The organism is Paenibacillus sp. EKM301P, assembly GCF_011800295.1.
Lineage (GTDB): Bacteria > Bacillota > Bacilli > Paenibacillales > Paenibacillaceae > Paenibacillus > Paenibacillus polymyxa.
The window spans coordinates 20,233-37,263 of sequence record NZ_JAALFM010000014.1 but is presented as its reverse complement, the minus strand read 5'-3'; the positions used below and the strand labels follow the sequence as shown (position 1 = coordinate 37,263).

Sequence of the window (17,031 nt, the reverse complement as noted above, 5' to 3'; positions counted from 1 at the left end):
TACAGTATTTTGTACGGTATTTTCTACATAAGCGCACCTGTTTTTGCGCTTAGATACTATGAGACTAGAGAAATAAACCAAGTGGAACGAGAACGAATTGGACGGAATGGTGCTGTACAAGCAAAACGGTCGCTTTTGTCCCCGGATTTCTACCCTGCTGAGGGCTTTATTCGAGAAATCCGGGGGCGGTGGCGATGGGAAGCATCATCCGTCCGCGTAGTGGCGCTTCGTTCACTTCTCTAGTCCAGTCTTATTTAGCGTTTTAACAAAATGATCAACGCTTGGGCAAGAAGTCGTTTGTGAAGGCCTTATCGACTTCCAAAGGTTTGCTGAGCAGCTTGCGTTCATACATCCAATCCGAGTAGTTTTGCCATACCTCTGCTTTTTGTAAACCCCATTGCGTGGCATCGTCCTGATAACGCGGGCTTAGCCATTTTTGGCTAGCAAGTACCAGTTTTTTGTCCAGCTCTGGCACAGCTTTAGTTAAGATATTCGCCGCTTCTTCTGGATGGGCGATAGTGTATTCATAGCCTTGTGCAGTAGCGTCCATGAACGCTTTGACTAGGTCAGGATCGTTTTTTATCGTCTGTTCATTGCTCACAATTACAGGTGTATAGTAATCGAGACTTTTGGAATAATCTTTTACATACAGCATATCCAAGGGCTCGCCTCGAAGCTCGGCCTCAATCCCGGTCCATGCGTAGAAAATCCAGGCAAAGTCAATATCCCGCTTCACGGCTGTAAAATAGTCTGCATTGCCCATATTGACGATTTTCACTTTGCTCACATCACCTTGGTCTGAATCCATGATGGATTTCATGACCGCTTCTTCTACAGGAGAACCCCAGCCGCCGTAGCTTTTACCCTCGAAATCTTTCGGGCTTTTAATTCCGCGGTCTACCGGAGCTGCGAAGCCAGAGGTGTTATGCTGAATCACCGCAGCGATGGATACGAGCGGTACGCCTTGGATACGAGCCTGAGTGACGCCTTCTTGATAGCTGATACCAAAAGGTGCAGCATTCGAAGCAACCATTTGGTCGGCTCCGCCTGAACCTGGTTGAACAATTTGGACATTCAAGCCTGCTTTTTCGTAAAATCCTTTGTCCTTGGCGACATAGAGTCCCGTGTGATTCGTATTGGGTGTCCAGTCGAGCACGACTTTAACATCTTTGAGCCCCTTTGCCGAGGTAGACGTTGAAGTGTCGGCAGCAGGAACCTCCTTTTGAGATGTAGGGGGATTGCCGCCGCAAGCGGTCAGAGTCATAGCCATGAGCCACAGACTGATCAGACCCAGGCTTAACATTTTCATGCGCTTCATCGTTGTGTTCTCTCCTTTTTAATTACCCGTTATCCGTCCAATCAGACAGTTTATATTCCCCATTTTCACAAAAATCACATCTGCCGGAAGCAATCTTTCCAACAACTTTATCTTCAACAAAAAAAGCGTCCCGAGATTCCGGGACGCTTGCGCTTGTATATACCAAAGTAAGGGATGTCCTGTTTTAATAAAAGGCACATCTTGCTTAAGCATTCCTACGCTGGCATTACCCAGATCAGGTTGTAAGGGTCAGTGTCTTGGGACACACTCTCAGCCGGCCGATTCCAGCACCCCTGGCATTGTATGGTTTAATGGGTTCGTTTATTCGGGTTTACTACGACGATTATATGCCTTGAAAGCAGGTCTGTCCAGCCTTGAGGGAGCGCTCACGGTTCATTTGTCGAACGACAGGGTACACTTTTACTGTGAGCTTTGATCTGAAAATGGACATGAATCATTCAGATCTGTTTCGGTCATGTTATTTTCAGAACAGCTACACTGTATGTTTAGGAGAGCTGGTGCCAAGTGGCATAGCCCTATAGAATTCTAATTCGTAAAAAGGAGTTGTTGTACTGTGGGTAAAACGGAGACACTGGATCGCAGTCAGCTGGAACAAGCCATTGTGAAGGCTTTGGATAACAACAAATTTTGCTCGTTAGGTACGGTTGAGGGCGGAAAACCGAAAGTACGCTATATGGCCCTTTTTAACGATGGAATGAACATTCATCTGGCGACGGATCGCAAAACACATAAAGTGGATGAGCTAAAGGACAATCCGAATGCTTATCTGTTGCTGGGCTATGAAGTGGGTGGCACGAAGGAAGTCTTGGAAGTGGAGGCTACCGTCCAGATTACAGCTGATGAGGGGTTACGCAAACAAGTGTGGAATGATTCTCTGAAAAAATGGTTTTCCGGACCAGATGATCCCGATTATGTCATCTTAGACGTCAATCCGACTCGTATTGAGTACGTGGGTCAACAAACGGAGCGCCAGGTGTGGACGAAATAGAAACAATATAAACGAACAAGCCAGTAAATTTCCAACTTTTTCAGGAGATTTATTGGCTTTTTTTATACGCAAAATAATTATTTTTTCATAAATATTTTAAGCAAATGACTACTCTTTTGTCTGGCGTTGGATTAAAATAGGAATGGTGGGTTCAAAGCTTACATATATGTGCAAAAGTATGTATATGAGGCATACACCTTAATGAGGAGGGGTATATTTTGTTATTTCGTAAAAATTGGTTTAAAGGGTTTACAGCAGCAGTTGTAGCTTGTAGCCTACTGGTGTTTTCAGCCGCTCCATCCTGGGCAGCTAGCAATTCTCGCGATAGCGCTACGGTGAATTTGCGGATCATGGAGACAACGGATATTCATGGAGCGCTCATGAATTATGATTATTATTCGGACAAAGAAACCAACGAATATGGCTTGATTAGGACAGCAAGCTTGATCCAACAAGCGCGTAGTGAAACAAGAAACAGCATGCTGTTCGATAACGGTGATTTGCTGCAGGGCAATCCATTAGACGATTATATGGCCCGCAACAAAACCTTTGAGAAAGAAGGCGGTGTTCATCCGGTCTATAAGATGATGAACTTGATGGGCTATGATGCGGCTACTGTCGGCAACCACGAATTTAACTACGGTCTCGACTTTCTGGACAAATCGCTCAAGGGTGCTGATTTTCCTTACGTAAATGCGAACGTTTATGTTGATAAAGGGGGGCAAGCTACTAAAAATTATTTTACCCCTTATCAGATTCTTGATAAAACAGTAACAGATGAGAAAGGCGAAGAGCATACACTCAGAGTGGGTGTTATCGGTCTAGTAACACCTCAAATTATGCAGTGGGATGAAGCTAATTTGAAGGATAAGGTCGTTACAAAGGATATCGTGGAAACAGCCAAAAAGTTTATTCCACAAATGAAAACAGAAGGTGCTGACATTATTGTTGTGCTTGCACATACAGGCTATGAGGATGTGCCGCAAACACCAATGATGGAGAATGCCGTTAAGTATTTGAGCCAGGTGGACGGAATTAACGCGATTCTGTTTGGGCATGCTCATAAATCTTTCCCTGGCCCTGATTTTAAAGATATGAAGGGTGTAGATCTGGATAGAGGAACCATTAATGGCGTGCCGGCCGTGGAAGCTTCTTCATGGGGTAAGGATCTGGGGATTATTGACCTGAGCCTGGAAAAGAAGAAAGACGAGTGGAACGTAATCAACTCTCAGTCTCAAGTGCGTCCAGTTGTGAGTACTACCAATCAGTCTGTGCAGTTTACTCCTGAATTTAAACTGATTGATGCGATCAAAGAAGAGCATCAAGGAACGCTGGATTATGTTCGTCAACCTGTCGGAACAACGACTGCACCGATTACCAGCTATTTTGCATTAGTACAGGATGACCCGTCCATTCAAATTGTGACAAATGCACAGAAATGGTATGTTCAAAACCATCTTAAAGGAACCGAATACGAAAATCTTCCCGTATTATCGGCAGGCGCTCCATTCAAAGCCGGTGGTCGCAACGGTGCCGAGTATTATACCAACATTCCTGAAGGTACAATAGCGATTAAAAACGTGTCCGATCTGTATGTGTACCCGAACACGGTTCATGCTGTAGAAGTTACTGGTGCTGAAATTCAGGAGTGGCTAGAGTGGTCTGCGGGTCAGTTCAACCGCATTGATCCTAGCAAAACAGAGGAACAATCATTGATCAACAAAGATTTTCCAACCTACAATTTTGATGTGATTGACGGTGTGAATTACCAGATTGATGTAACTCAGCCTGCACGATATGATGCCAAGGGAACTATTATTGATTCTTCAGCCCATCGTATCAAGGATCTGCAATACAATGGGAAGGCTATTGATCCTGCACAGAAATTTATCGTTGCGACCAATAACTATCGTGCTTCCTCCTCCAAACTGGCCAACCCAGATGGCAAACGAATTGTGATGGCAGCACCTGATGAAAGTCGCCAAGTCGTTGTTGATTATATCCGTACGAACGGAACGATTAATCCGTCAGCGGACGGCAACTGGTCTATTGCTCCTTTTGGTCAGGCCAAGGTTACCTTTGAGTCCTCTCCTGATGCCAAAGACGTGCTGGCCGGAAATCAACAAATTTCATACTTGAGCAGCGCGGCAGACGGGTTTGCCAAATACAGCTTGAAAGCTGGCGCTAAGCCTAGTGCAGCAACGACCTCTGTGAAGGAAGCTGCGGCACCTGCGAAAGCAACCGCGAAGCCAGCTGTCAAAACAACTAAGCCTGCGGCTGCAAAACCAGCTAAAACAACGAAGCCAAAGGCGTCCAAGTAACTTGGGATTTTAGTTTCCATATCCATAACAGAATGAAGCAGTAAGTCTCTTTAAACAAGAGATTTGCTGCTTTTTTTGATGCCCAATACAATAGTACCGTGTTTATTATGAGTGTAAAAAAGGCTTTGTTTTTGTCGAATATGTACTTAAGTCCTAAGTTGTTGTTCGGAATAAGCTTATTTTTTGTCAAAACACGTAATTATATAGTACTTTTGTTCTAATTGTTTGTGATATAATGGTGAAAAAACCGGGAAATTGTTCCGAGGAGGACCATTATGACTTGCAGCAATTGCAGCATCATATTACCTATTAAGGATCAAGGATTGCTGAAAATTAGGCATTCTAGGGTGTCGCTTACTCCAGCATTAGAGGGCTTGGGTATGCTATCGGAACAAATGAAACCAAAACATTGGTGTGAGGATAACATCGTGTTTCGCTACGACAGCCGTTCACAGTTGGAACAGTTGGTTAACGGACTGGCTCGTCTGCCGCAGGAGTGCTTGGACCGAATGCAAGTTGTGGTGACTGGTTTGCAACATGTTGAGGGATTTGAGGACTGGCTTTTATTTAGTCAATTGCAAGCTCGACTGCAACATCCGGATCTGGTGAGTATTATTAAGAATCAAAACTTTACCAGCCATATGCAACCTATTGTTGACTACAAGCTGAATATCATCGGCTTTGAGTTTTTGCTGCGTCCATCACAGCCCGATAAGTCTTTTCAGCCTTTCCGACTGTTTGAAGTTGCTCGTGAAGCTGGCTTGCATGCTCATTTGGATCGCTCGGCTCGTATTTCCGCCATTGAAAAAAGTGCGACATGCCTTCCGACGGGAATTAAACGATTTATTAACTTTCTCCCTTCAACTATTTATAATCCGACTTATTGCTTGAATCACACCTTTGAGACAATTGATCGGTTATCCATGAATACGGAGGATTTTGTGTTTGAGGTCGTAGAGACGGAAGAAATAGACGACCTGAATTTTTTGCATCAAATCTTTGAACAATATCGTACACGGGGAGTTTCGGTGGCACTGGACGATGTAGGGGCAGGCTATTCTACGACAGAGCTTATGAATTGCCTCCAGCCCGATTATGTTAAAATTGACCGCAGTATAATTGATGGCTGTCACAGTAACAGTGATCAAAAACGCCAAATTACTGGGATAGTGGAATCCGCTTTTCGTTTTGGTGGTCAGGTGTTGGCTGAAGGTGTAGAGCAAATGGAGGATTTTGAATTTTGTCGTGATGCAGGTGTGTCGCTAGCCCAGGGTTATTTGTTTGGTAAGCCGGAGCCTACTCCACCATCCAATTTTATACTTAGTAGAGTAGTGTAATCTGAAATAGCGTATTCTATAAAGAAATCGACACAAATAACCCGATGATCTATGGTCACCGGGTTATTTGATTTTTTAGAACAATTACATCTTAATTATATTCTTTGCACTATTGAGGCGACCCATGTGTCCATCTAATGTTATTACGATTATAGTGTGATCACGTATAAACCCAGCGGAGTAGTCGCGCTACCTGCAACCATGAAGCTAAGAGAATAGCTCGACTGGCCAGGCGGGACGCGGATGTCAGTCAGTCGGCATACCTTGGTATTATCTTGTAGTAAGGGGATACCGTATACATGACGATCTATGCGTACAGACCCGGCGAATGCACCTCCACGTGGATTAGCGTAGATTCGTACGGTACGTACCTCACTACTGTGATTAACGATAGGAATGGTTGCGTTATATATTGTTCCGAATTGTCCGCGATTATCAAGCGCAGGCCCCAGCTCGCTGCGTTCCCCTGTAAACAGTAGATCGGCAGGAGTTTCGCCGTTCAGTTTCTTAGTGGCACATGCTCGGTAGTTGGCGCTTTGTCCTACTACATACTCCGGCATACGCGCATTTGTTTCAGAAAAGGACCATACGCCCCGTGGATGCGCCTGTGGCGGGGGTACAGGAGGGAGCGCATCCTCATGAATCTCGCGCAGATCAGTCTGCGTATCTTTGCTGACTACGGTGCGAATCACATAGTCCAGCGTACCGTGACCTTCGGCATATTCTACCGTGAGGTCATAGATGAATCCAGCCAGCGATCCTACGAGTAGCTCAAATTCCTCCAGCAAGGCGGTGTCTTTGCCGAATTTGTGACGGTCTACTGGCTTTAGACGTTTCATTGTACCTGCCAAACAGCTTTTGGCAATAGATTGCCCGACATCAATAATCCAGTTGCCATCCTCAGGTACAATCTCCAGGGCACGTTCAATATGGCGTACTTCCAGGCGGGCCGTGCTTTTATTCTCTATGGTGATGCCCAGTTTAACAGGGCTGTCGATTTTGTTATAATGCCAGCCGAAAATCCGGTGCTTGACTGTCCGGGTGGTGGTGCGAACCACATCATGCCACAAAGTGGCTTGCTCGGTAGGTACCGTCACGTGGGTAAGCGTCTCTGGGTTATCACTAAGCATCAGGCGGCGTGTTCCCCCCTCCGTGGCTGACTCCACATCCACATGGATGTTGGGCGGGATCACAGCTGACTCCACAATCAAATCCTTTGGCTCCTTGGGTCGAAGGTTCATATCAATTCCTCCCTAAATTCAAGAATGGCACCGCTTTTGGTTCAAGTATATGGGTAGTTCATAAATATAGGTAACGCCAAGTCCATGTATACAACCTGTTTTTCAAAAAAATAAATTAAAAAAATATATCGTAGGCTATAGCAGCTCTGCTTGTGTACCTAAGCAAGCTTACAAGTCCCTCATTTCCCTGCACCGACGATTCGCATACAGGTATTGCGTGTATGTTAAGAGCATAAGCTATTGGATGTACAGAGAAGATACAGGAGGGAAACATGCCTAAAAAAATATGGTGGAAGGAAGCTGTTGTTTATCAGATATACCCGATCAGTTTTCAGGATTCTGACGGAGACGGAAAAGGGGACCTGCGCGGCATTTTGTCTCGGCTGGATTATCTGTCTGAGCTGGGTATTGATGTGATCTGGATTTGCCCGATATATAAGTCGCCCAATCATGATAACGGATATGATATTAGCGATTATTATGCCATTATGGATGAGTTTGGAACGATGGAGGATTTTGATGAACTCCTTCATCAGGCGCATGAACGAGGTATCAAAATTATGATGGATTTGGTATTAAACCATACGTCGGATGAGCACCCGTGGTTCACGGAGTCACGCTCGTCCAAGGATAATCCGAAGCGGGACTACTACATATGGCGAACAGGCAAAAATGGCGGATATCCGAACAACTGGGAATCGTATTTCTCCGGTTCTGTATGGAAATATGACAAGCTTACAGACGAATATTACATGCATCTATATTCCGAGCATCAGCCGGATCTGAACTGGGAAAATGAAGAGATGGTGGGTGAACTCTATCGTATGGTGGAATGGTGGTTAAAAAAGGGAGTCGATGGCTTCCGCTTTGACGCTATTGCCCATATTGTCAAAGCCGAAGGACTGCCGGATGCGCATAATCCTGACAAACAAACCTTGGTGCGTGCCTATCAGCTCTTTTCCAACCTTGAACAGGTACATGTACTTCTACGGATGCTGAACGAAAAGGTACTGGAGCGTTATCCCTTAATGACGGTTGGTGAAACGTCCGGTTTAGGGCCAGAGCAGGCACTGGATTATGTGGGAGATCAGCGGCATGAGCTGAATATGGTGTTCCAGTTTGAGCACATGTTTATTGATGCCCAAGGGTTAGGAACGGAAAAATGGAAGTACAAGTCGTGGACGCTGGTGGAACTGAAAAAAATAATGAGTAGTTGGCAGACGGTGCTTCATCAGGAAGGATGGAATGCCAATTATCTGAACAATCATGATCAACCGCGGGCTCTCTCGCGTTTTGCGAATGATGGCCAGTACCGTGCGGAATCAGCTAAAATGCTGGCAACCTTCACACATATGCTTGAGGGCACGCCTTATATTTATCAGGGTGAAGAGATTGGAATGACGAATATTGCCTTCCCGTCGATTGATGATTATCGGGATGTGGAAACGTTAAACTATTATGAGCAGCAACGAAAGGTCGGTGAGCCGGAGGAGCAGATTATGGCCGCGATCTGGCGAAAAAGTCGGGATAATGCACGCACTCCCATGCAGTGGAATGCCGGACCTGCAGCCGGATTTACCGATGGAGAGCCGTGGATGAAAATTAATGATAACTACACGCACATTAATGCAGAGGCGGAAAGAAATAATCCGAACTCGATTTTTCACTATTATCGCAAGTTGATTGCTCTGCGCAAACAACATGAGGTCATAGTCTATGGCGAATACAAGCTGTTGTTGCCACTTGATACAGAACTGTATGTATTTGCGCGCATGCTGGGACAAGAGCGTTTGCTAGTCATTCTGAATTTTTTTGACCGTGATCCAGTGTTCCACTGGCCCGACGGTGAGGAGTTTCCTATCGCCAAGGCGGAGTTGCTTCTCTCCAACTATGAACCGGTAAAAGGAGAAAATTTGCACGCTTTGAAGCTGCGCCCTTATGAAGCTAGAGTGTATAAGCTAACCTTAAAATAAATGTTCGTTATCCTTAAGATGATAAAAGAAGGGGAGGCTCATAGAGGAGCCTCCCCTTCCTTAGCGTTGGACTACACAGTTACTGTTTCAGCCAATTCACGTATTTTAGCGATAATCCGTTCTTCTTGATTTTCCCCCTCATTAGGGATAGATTCAGTCGCGTAGGCAGCCAGTTCAGCATGATGATGAATCATGACGGCATGGTGTGCCTCTTTGAACATTGGAATATCATTCGCATCATTACCAAAGGCGATAAATTGACGAGGCTGCACACCTAGCTTCTGAAGCGCGTTCCATTTATGGATATTCTGTGGGCTAATGTCCAGTACCTGTTCATTGCGGTGTTGATGAATGACCACACCCAGCGGTAGAAGCTTAGCAGCCAAGCCTTCCATATCGTCAGCAGTTAAAATGAGTATTTTTACAATAGATTTCAGGGCCGCCAAAGGCAGCTTTTGCGCCAACTTGCTAACATCCACATTGTTGAGTATGGGATGATCAGCTGGGCCTGTATAAGCATAATCCCACTCACTGTCAATCAAGTAGGTAGCTCGGTGTTCCTCCAGCAGTGGGAGCAGAGCATTCTGTACTTCCGGAAGAAAGGACTCTACGTATTTTACACTGCCATTTTGGGAGATCATTGAGCCGTTACCGCCAATCAGGGTATAGTTGTGAAAGCGTTCAGGAAGTACAGGCAGCATGTCGCGGATTGGTCGTGCCGAGGCAAAAATGACTTCATGTCCCGCTTGAGTTAACTGTTCCAAACAGCCTGCAATCTTATCCGACACACACTGCCCCTTGAAGCAGATCGTCCCATCCAAATCAAATACAAAGTGCATAATAGATGTACCTCCAAAAAAGTGCTCTCCAAATCGTTTCTTACGTCATTATATCCATGACCTTCCTTATTCGTAAACTAAAAAGCCCGATTCACACTGTCTGCTAAAGCAGATATGGATCGGGCTGATGACGGTATTAAGTCATTAAGTTAGAGCTATTTTTAGTGATAATGCTTAACTTTAAGGTCATCCAGGCTTTTGAACTCATATCCTTGCTTACGAGCCTCGTCAATGATCGAGCCAAGTGCCTCGGCATTATCCTTGGATACGGAATGGAGCAAAATGACCGCTCCAGGGTGGAGCTGCTGCATAACTTGACGATAGGCATAGTCTGTCCCTCGCTGAATATTCGTGTCCCAATCCTTGTAGGCTACCGACCAGAACACACTCGTATATCCGGCTTCTCGACAGGATGCCAATGCTTTTTCATTAAAAATGCCGCGTGGTGGCCGGACATATTTCATTTCCTTTTGCCCGGTCAGTTCTGCAGATGCAGTTCGTACCCGATCCAGCTCAGATCGAATCTCTGCCGAAGAGATGGTGCTCATATCAGGGTGGCTCCATGAATGGTTTCCGATGATATGGCCTTCACTCGCCATGCGGCGCATCAAATCCGGTTGGTCTTTTACAAAATGCCCAGTAACAAAGAAGGCGGCCGGAACCTTTTTTGCTTTCAATACATCCAGTACCTTGGGAGTATATCCATTTTCGTAACCGTTGTCGAAAGTAAGAAATAATTCTTTCTTAGTCGTATCCCCCAAAAAGATGCCGCCTTGTCTTTCAATCAGGTGCATAAAGCCTTCTTGTGCGATGGAGGGCAGCTCGCCTCCTTTGCTTTTTTTAAACCCAAAATGATACGGTTGTCCGTCCACAGCTTGGGTAGCTGATGCCGATTCTCCCATAACTGTGGACATTCCCATCATTGCAATGCATAGCCACAAGGTCAATATTCGCTTCATCTATGTTCCTCCGCTTCCGCCCCGGTTCGGGTAAGATGTGTATACTTCGGCATATTCCATACCATCTGCAATATCATGTTCATTTATGCAAAGAAAGAAATGCTTGCACCAAACTTAAAACACATATTGACATCAATATAAAATCGAAGTAGTATACTCTATAAAACTTACTAAAATACTCGGATTTAATTCGAGTATTCATGCCATAGGAAAGAAATCAACTCAGAGAGATCTTACATACTTGATGGAGCGGAAGGAGTTAGGAGCTATGATTGAACTTAGGAATGTATCCAAAACCTATGTAAGAAAAGGCTTAAGCATTCAAGCGTTAAAAAATATAAATATCACAGTAGATAAAGGAGATATCTTTGGTTTTATCGGATTTAGTGGTGCAGGGAAAAGTACGCTTATCCGTTTGGTCAATCGTCTGGAGAAAGTAACGACTGGTGAGGTTCTTGTCGAAGGGGAGAGCTTAAATGCCTATTCGACCTCCGGGCTGCGAAAAGTAAGGAAAAAGATCGGAATGATTTTTCAGCATTTTAATCTGCTGGAATCGAAAACAGTATTCGAAAACATTGCCATTCCATTGGTGTTGCTCAAGCGCAACAAGCGGGAAATTGAGAGGCGTGTAACAGAGTTGCTGGCATTCACAGGATTATCGGATAAGGCAAATAGCTATCCCAGCGAGCTTTCCGGCGGGCAAAAGCAGCGTGTCGGGATTGCGCGGGCGCTTGCGAGCAACCCGTCCATTTTGCTCTGTGATGAGGCAACCTCGGCACTTGATCCGCAGACCACGCAGTCTATTCTTGATTTGCTTCGCAAAATCAACAAGGAATACAAGATCACCATCTTGATCATTACCCATGAAATGTCGGTGATTCAGCGGATTTGCAATAAGGTGGCCGTCATGGAAAAGGGAGAAATCATTGAGCAGGGCAACGTGCTGGAGGTATTCGGACAGCCGAAGCATCCAACGACGCAAAGCTTTGTACGCACAGTTATTCACGATCAAGTGCCGGATAGTGTGCTGCAAACGTTCGAGCAGCAAGAGTCGCAACGCATCTACAAGCTGGAATTTATCGGACAGGCAGCTTCCGACCCAGTGGTTCATGAATTGATTCGGAAGCACGATATCCATGTGAACATTTTGTTTGCCAACATGACGGAGATTCAAGAAACGACGATTGGCTATATGACACTTCAATTGCGCGGTGAGCAGCATGCCGTTCAGCAGGCTGTTGATTTTATCAAGAGCAAAGGAGTTCATATTCAGGAGGTGGAGAGTCTATGATGATTACAGGTACCACGATAACTTGGGATCAACTGTGGGAAGCTTTGTATGAATCCGTGCTCATGGTCAGCATATCATTATTTATTGGTGCTCTGATTGGTATCCCTATCGGTATTTTACTCGTCGTCACCCGTTCAGGCGGAATTTTGGAGAACAAATGGCTGTACAGTATTTTAAATCCGATCATTAACATTGTTCGTTCCTTACCGTTTATTATATTGCTAATCGCGATCATTCCGTTAACCCGTCTGATTGTGCATACATCCATTGGGACCAGTGCGGCAATTGTCCCCTTAATTATTTATATAGCACCTTATATCGGTAGGCTGGTCGAAAATTCGCTGTTGGAGGTCAATCCGGGGATATTGGAGGCAGCAGATGCGATGGGAGCGACTCCCTTTCAGGTCATTCGATACTTTTTGCTGCCCGAGGCATTCAGTTCTCTGATTTTGTCGTTAACGACAGCCGCCATTGGACTGATTGGTGCAACGGCTATGGCTGGTGCGGTCGGCGGCGGCGGCATTGGCGATCTGGCGATAGCGTACGGCTATCAACGTTTTGATACGCTGGTTATGCTCATAACCGTCGTCATTCTAGTCGTGTTTGTACAAGGGGTTCAATCCTTGGGCAACCTGCTTTCCCGCAAAGCACGCAGGGGTTAATGAACAAAACGGATATTCAACATATGTAGTTGGCATGTTAGGTTTTAGCATTATTCCATTATCCAAGAGCATCCTCGCTCATTATGAGCAAATTGCAAATATTTAGATTTCACCTCCTCATTTCTGATCAAGAACGCCCTATATCAATGGATAGGGCGTTCTTGTCATTTCTTATATTAGAACGCTCATAGCGTCATTTTCTACCGCCTCACCCATCCACGCTAGTTCTGTCTAAATAACCATTCGCAGCAATAAATTAAATGAATACAAGCATATTAGGCCATGTGTAGTTAGCTCCAAGTCAAGCAATATTCTACGAAACACGTTGTATAGGTCTAATTGTTCAGAATCGGTTCAGTGGGATTTCATATAATTCTTTTAGCATAGTTCCTTGGTTGCATAAATCGTAGAACTAAACATGACTAAAGCCTTTGATATAACAGGATATATGCCAATAAATAGCGTCTAGGAGTGAAAATATTGAAACTTGTAAATCGAAATAAATGGATTGCATCTGCAATGGTGCTGGGGATTGCTTCAGGCTCCATTGTATCTCTGCCTTGGATGGGTGGCGCCCAGACTGCTTATGCAGCGACAGCAGATACGCAAAGTGAAACTGGATTTGTAGCACAAGCTCGCACTTTGGGTTTGATGACAGGTGGTAATCAGGGCGATTTTATGGCACAAAAGAATTTGACCCGCGCCGAAGCGGCTAAGATTTTGTGCAGTCTGTTCCAGTTGGAAGTTAACAATCAGCCGCAAACTTCTTTTATGGACGTATCCTCGGATGCATGGGGTGCTCCCTATATTGAGGCTGTACGTGCAGCCGGGTATATGACAGGCAACGGAGAACTGTTCCGTCCGGGGGATGCCATTACCAAGGAAGAACTGATCGTATCGCTAGTACGCGCAATGGACTTGCAGGATGCAGGTAATGCGGACGCACAGCAAAATGCAGTTCAGGTAGCTCGCAATTATGGTCTATTATCAGAGGATGCTTCTGCAACAGATTTGAAAAATCCGTTGAACCGGGAGAGTGGTGCGGAAGTATTTGTTAGCCTGTTGGATCATCCAGTAGGGGAAGTGAAATCAGAGGGCAATACGGTTCGAATCGGAAATATCCCTTACCAGCTGGAAGGATCTTTGCAAGGTTTGTTCGGTGAAAATAATAAAGCGGTATTAAAAGGGGCAAAAATCGATCTTAACCGTAATTTGCGTACACTCACAGGTGTAAATAAGCTGGAAATTAACGCAGACGGTGGCGTATTTGACGGTAAGGGTGTGTCTTTTGATGGACGCCTAATCGTCAATGGTTCGGTAACCTTGAAAAACATGTCCTCCACAGGCGTATTAGAAATCAAAGGCTCAGGTACCCAGCCGGTATCAGCCATTTTGGAAAATACGACATGGTCTGGTGTTGAGCTTGGCTCTCAAGATGCACAATTGACAGCAACCGGGACGACAAAGATTGACAACTTGACGCTGAAAAATGATGCATCGATCGTGACCGAAGGTAATGCCGCGATTAGTCGTGTTTCATTGCAACAGGGACTTGGCAAGCTGTTGGTTAACGGTAGTATTGGTTTGCTGGATGCATCTCAATATGTGGGCGTTCCTTTTATTACGTTGGCTAAGGGAGCAGCAATCAGCCAGCTTAACCTGCCGGAACAAAAACAGCCACAGGATGTTATTATCAACTATAATGCGATGAAAGAAGCTGTTAGTCTCGTGAATGGTACGACGAAATCGTCCTCTACTGGAGCGGTTGTCACGGATACAGACAGCAAAGATAAGAAAAAACACAACAGTGACATTATCAGCGTAGACCGCAGTCGGCTGGAGACAGAAGTCCATGCAGCCAAAGAACTGCTGGAGCGTGCAGGCGAGGGTGGAACGGATCAAGCACTTTACCCAGCCGGAGCGAAGGAAAACCTGTCCATAGCCATCCATCAAGCTATGCTGGTACTAAACAATACAGCAGCTACACAAGTAGAAGTAGATCAAGCGCTCAGCACATTGAAACAGGACGTTTCTGTGTACACAGCCTCAGCCACAGAACCGGTGATTGGAACACAGGAATTAACTAGACTGATTCAGTTAGCTTCGACTACCCTTGAACAAAACCGAATGATTGGTGACGAATTTCCGCCTCACTGGGATGACTCACTAAGTCAAGCGATTCGATTTGGCAACAATGTGTTGGAAGGGAATGCGCCTCAGAACATTGTGGATCGGGAAGTAGAAAGCTTGGGTCGAGTAATCAAGGTATACAAAGCATCAGTAAAACTCAGAGATGCCTATCTGCATTTTCTCGATGTAACGGATCGTGTGGAGAATTTGAAAACGGACAAAGCGCGTTACAAGTCCATAGTGAGGGAAGGATCAAAAGTATATCTGAATCCATTATCTACAACTGAGCAGTTGGAGGAATGGACACAAAAAATAGAAGGTGCCACAGAATCATTCCTAGCACTGCAAGCAGCGGACTTCTCAGTGCTTAAAAATACTTTACAAGAAGCGCAGGTTATCTACGATCAGAGTGGTTCTCAAAATACTGAACTAGACAACCTCATTCAGGAATATACAGAGAAGATGCACACCGCTATGACGCAGCTGGATGTATTGAACTTGAATATGGAGCTGAGTCAAAGGCTTGCGGAATTCACTGCGCCAGTGCCTGCTACAACTCGGGAAAAACTACAGCAGTTGGTTCAAGATGTTCAACTCAAGCTGCTGTCTAACCCTGTGGCTCGTAATTACTTGAATACGGAAATGCAGCTTTTAGATCAACAAACAATGCAAGCCCACTTTGCACTCATGTTTCCGCTTACTCCCGAGGAGCAATTGGTGATCTCTTATAACCAATTAAGTCAGGCTAAAGAGACCTATATTGAAAAATATAACGAGAAAAGGCTACAATTGAGACACGAAATCATTGAAATGCAGACATCGATCAATGAAGTTTTGTTGCAAAACTCAGGAGCGTTAAGCGCTGAAGCCCAACAAGCCCTGTCTTTTGCTTCAGAGCATGCCTCCATCTTCTTGGGGATGTCCAGCTTTGAATTGCAAGACATTGTTCCCGTATACGAGGAGCTGCAACGGGTACAGAGCCAGTATGCTGCACCAATAGCAGTGGATACCATGTTGTTAAATTTCAACATAAGTATAGCTAATAATGAAGTTCAGACGTTCGGTCGTCATTATACCGAACAAGATAACGTAGAACTTCAAGGACAAATTAATCAGGCAAACCTTGTGCTTAATACTCCGTATATTACACAGCTTCAGGTAGATCAGGCTAACACAGATTTGATTACGGCGATTTCGAACTACCAATCCAAATGGATCGTAACTGATCTTGACATCCAAGAGCTCAAGAACATTGCGAACAATCTGCTTACAGTAAATGGTACAGATCCTACGACGGTCTACTTTCACAGAGTAGTGGATGCATTCAATCGTCTGGACCCGTATTATCCTATGCCGGAAGTTAAGAAAAATTATATGAATCTGGAAGATGCGATTCAGGAGTATAAAGATTTTATAGACAGCCAGCAACAAAGTAGTGGTGGAGCAACGCCGCCAAGCGATAGCAGCGGAACAGGAAGCGGCGACAGCAGCGGTGGAGCAACGCCGCCGAGCGATAACAGCGGAACAGGAAGCGGCGACAGCAGCGGTGGAGCAACGCCGTCGAGCGATAACAGCGGAACAGGAAGCGACGACAGCAATGGTAGAGCAACGCCGCCAAGCGATAGCAGCGGAACAGGAAGCGGCGAGAACAGCGATGGAGCAACACCACCAAGCGATAACGGCGGAACAGGAAGCGGCGAGAGCAGCGATGGAGCAACACCACCAAGCGATAACGGCGGAACAGGAAGCGACGACAGTAGCGGTGGAGCAACACCGCCAAGCGATAGCACCGGAACAGGAAGCGGCGACGGTTCAGGGTCGATTCCTGGCGGTGGCAATGATGACGGTTTGATTCCTTAATAGGAAAAGTTAGGAACTACAAGGATGTATAGAAGGGGACGATTCCGCACAGATTTTATCTGCGGCGGGCGTCCCTTTTTGTATGGACAAC

General features: G+C 45.3%; 11 protein-coding genes and 1 riboswitch. Of the genes, 7 read left to right on the top strand and 4 right to left on the bottom strand.

The features are described 5' to 3' along the window. Positions 1 to 274 precede the first annotated feature (274 nt). Positions 275 to 1,318, bottom strand: a complete 1,044-nt coding sequence (locus HFD99_RS21960; protein WP_123796678.1) for an ABC transporter substrate-binding protein — start codon at positions 1,316 to 1,318, stop codon at positions 275 to 277. A 195-nt stretch (positions 1,319 to 1,513) separates the two neighbouring features. Beyond that, a riboswitch (TPP riboswitch) is annotated at positions 1,514 to 1,623 on the bottom strand. Positions 1,624 to 1,892: 269 nt separating this feature from the next. Between HFD99_RS21960 and HFD99_RS21955 the strand changes: the two genes are divergently transcribed. The 3 genes from HFD99_RS21955 to HFD99_RS21945 all read left to right on the top strand — a co-directional run bounded on the left by HFD99_RS21955 (position 1,893) and on the right by HFD99_RS21945 (position 5,985). Next, positions 1,893 to 2,327 carry a pyridoxamine 5'-phosphate oxidase family protein gene (locus HFD99_RS21955; protein ID WP_016818833.1) on the top strand — a complete coding sequence of 145 codons (435 nt, stop codon included), beginning with the start codon at positions 1,893 to 1,895 and terminating at the stop codon, positions 2,325 to 2,327. 218 nt (positions 2,328 to 2,545) lie between these two features. Further along, on the top strand, positions 2,546 to 4,648 hold the full coding sequence (locus HFD99_RS21950) for a bifunctional 2',3'-cyclic-nucleotide 2'-phosphodiesterase/3'-nucleotidase (protein WP_123796679.1): 2,103 nt from the start codon (positions 2,546 to 2,548) through the stop codon (positions 4,646 to 4,648). A 275-nt stretch (positions 4,649 to 4,923) separates the two neighbouring features. Beyond that, positions 4,924 to 5,985 (top strand): EAL domain-containing protein, encoded by a 1,062-nt coding sequence (locus HFD99_RS21945; protein WP_123796680.1) that lies wholly within the window; start codon positions 4,924 to 4,926, stop codon positions 5,983 to 5,985. 149 nt (positions 5,986 to 6,134) lie between these two features. On the opposite strand, the gene HFD99_RS21940 is transcribed toward HFD99_RS21945, so the two are convergent. Then, a complete protein-coding gene (locus HFD99_RS21940; protein WP_123796681.1) occupies positions 6,135 to 7,226 on the bottom strand; it encodes a hypothetical protein in 1,092 nt (363 codons plus the stop codon). A 272-nt stretch (positions 7,227 to 7,498) separates the two neighbouring features. On the opposite strand from HFD99_RS21940, the gene HFD99_RS21935 reads away from it, so the two are divergent. Further along, positions 7,499 to 9,199, top strand: coding sequence for a glycoside hydrolase family 13 protein (locus HFD99_RS21935; protein ID WP_107735161.1), 1,701 nt, complete (start codon positions 7,499 to 7,501; stop codon positions 9,197 to 9,199). Positions 9,200 to 9,270: 71 nt separating this feature from the next. Here the strand turns inward: HFD99_RS21935 and HFD99_RS21930 are convergent, their stop codons facing one another. After that, positions 9,271 to 10,038: an HAD-IIB family hydrolase gene (locus HFD99_RS21930; protein WP_123796682.1), complete on the bottom strand. Its 768-nt coding sequence runs from the start codon at positions 10,036 to 10,038 to the stop codon at positions 9,271 to 9,273. Between the two features lie 161 nt (positions 10,039 to 10,199). Continuing rightward, entirely contained in the window at positions 10,200 to 10,997 is a 798-nt protein-coding gene (gene pdaA / locus HFD99_RS21925; protein WP_016818827.1) for a delta-lactam-biosynthetic de-N-acetylase, read from the bottom strand. A 268-nt stretch (positions 10,998 to 11,265) separates the two neighbouring features. Here pdaA and HFD99_RS21920 point away from each other — a divergent pair, with 268 nt between their 5' ends. From HFD99_RS21920 to HFD99_RS21910, 3 genes are all read left to right on the top strand, one after another. Continuing rightward, entirely contained in the window at positions 11,266 to 12,288 is a 1,023-nt protein-coding gene (locus HFD99_RS21920; protein ID WP_016818826.1) for a methionine ABC transporter ATP-binding protein, read from the top strand. Then, a complete protein-coding gene (locus HFD99_RS21915) occupies positions 12,285 to 12,950 on the top strand; it encodes a methionine ABC transporter permease (RefSeq protein WP_107735164.1) in 666 nt (221 codons plus the stop codon). Before HFD99_RS21920 ends, HFD99_RS21915 begins: the two co-directional genes overlap by 4 nt. A 480-nt stretch (positions 12,951 to 13,430) precedes the next feature. Continuing rightward, positions 13,431 to 16,940: an S-layer homology domain-containing protein gene (locus HFD99_RS21910; protein WP_185093997.1), complete on the top strand. Its 3,510-nt coding sequence runs from the start codon at positions 13,431 to 13,433 to the stop codon at positions 16,938 to 16,940. The last annotated feature ends 91 nt before the right edge of the window (positions 16,941 to 17,031 follow it).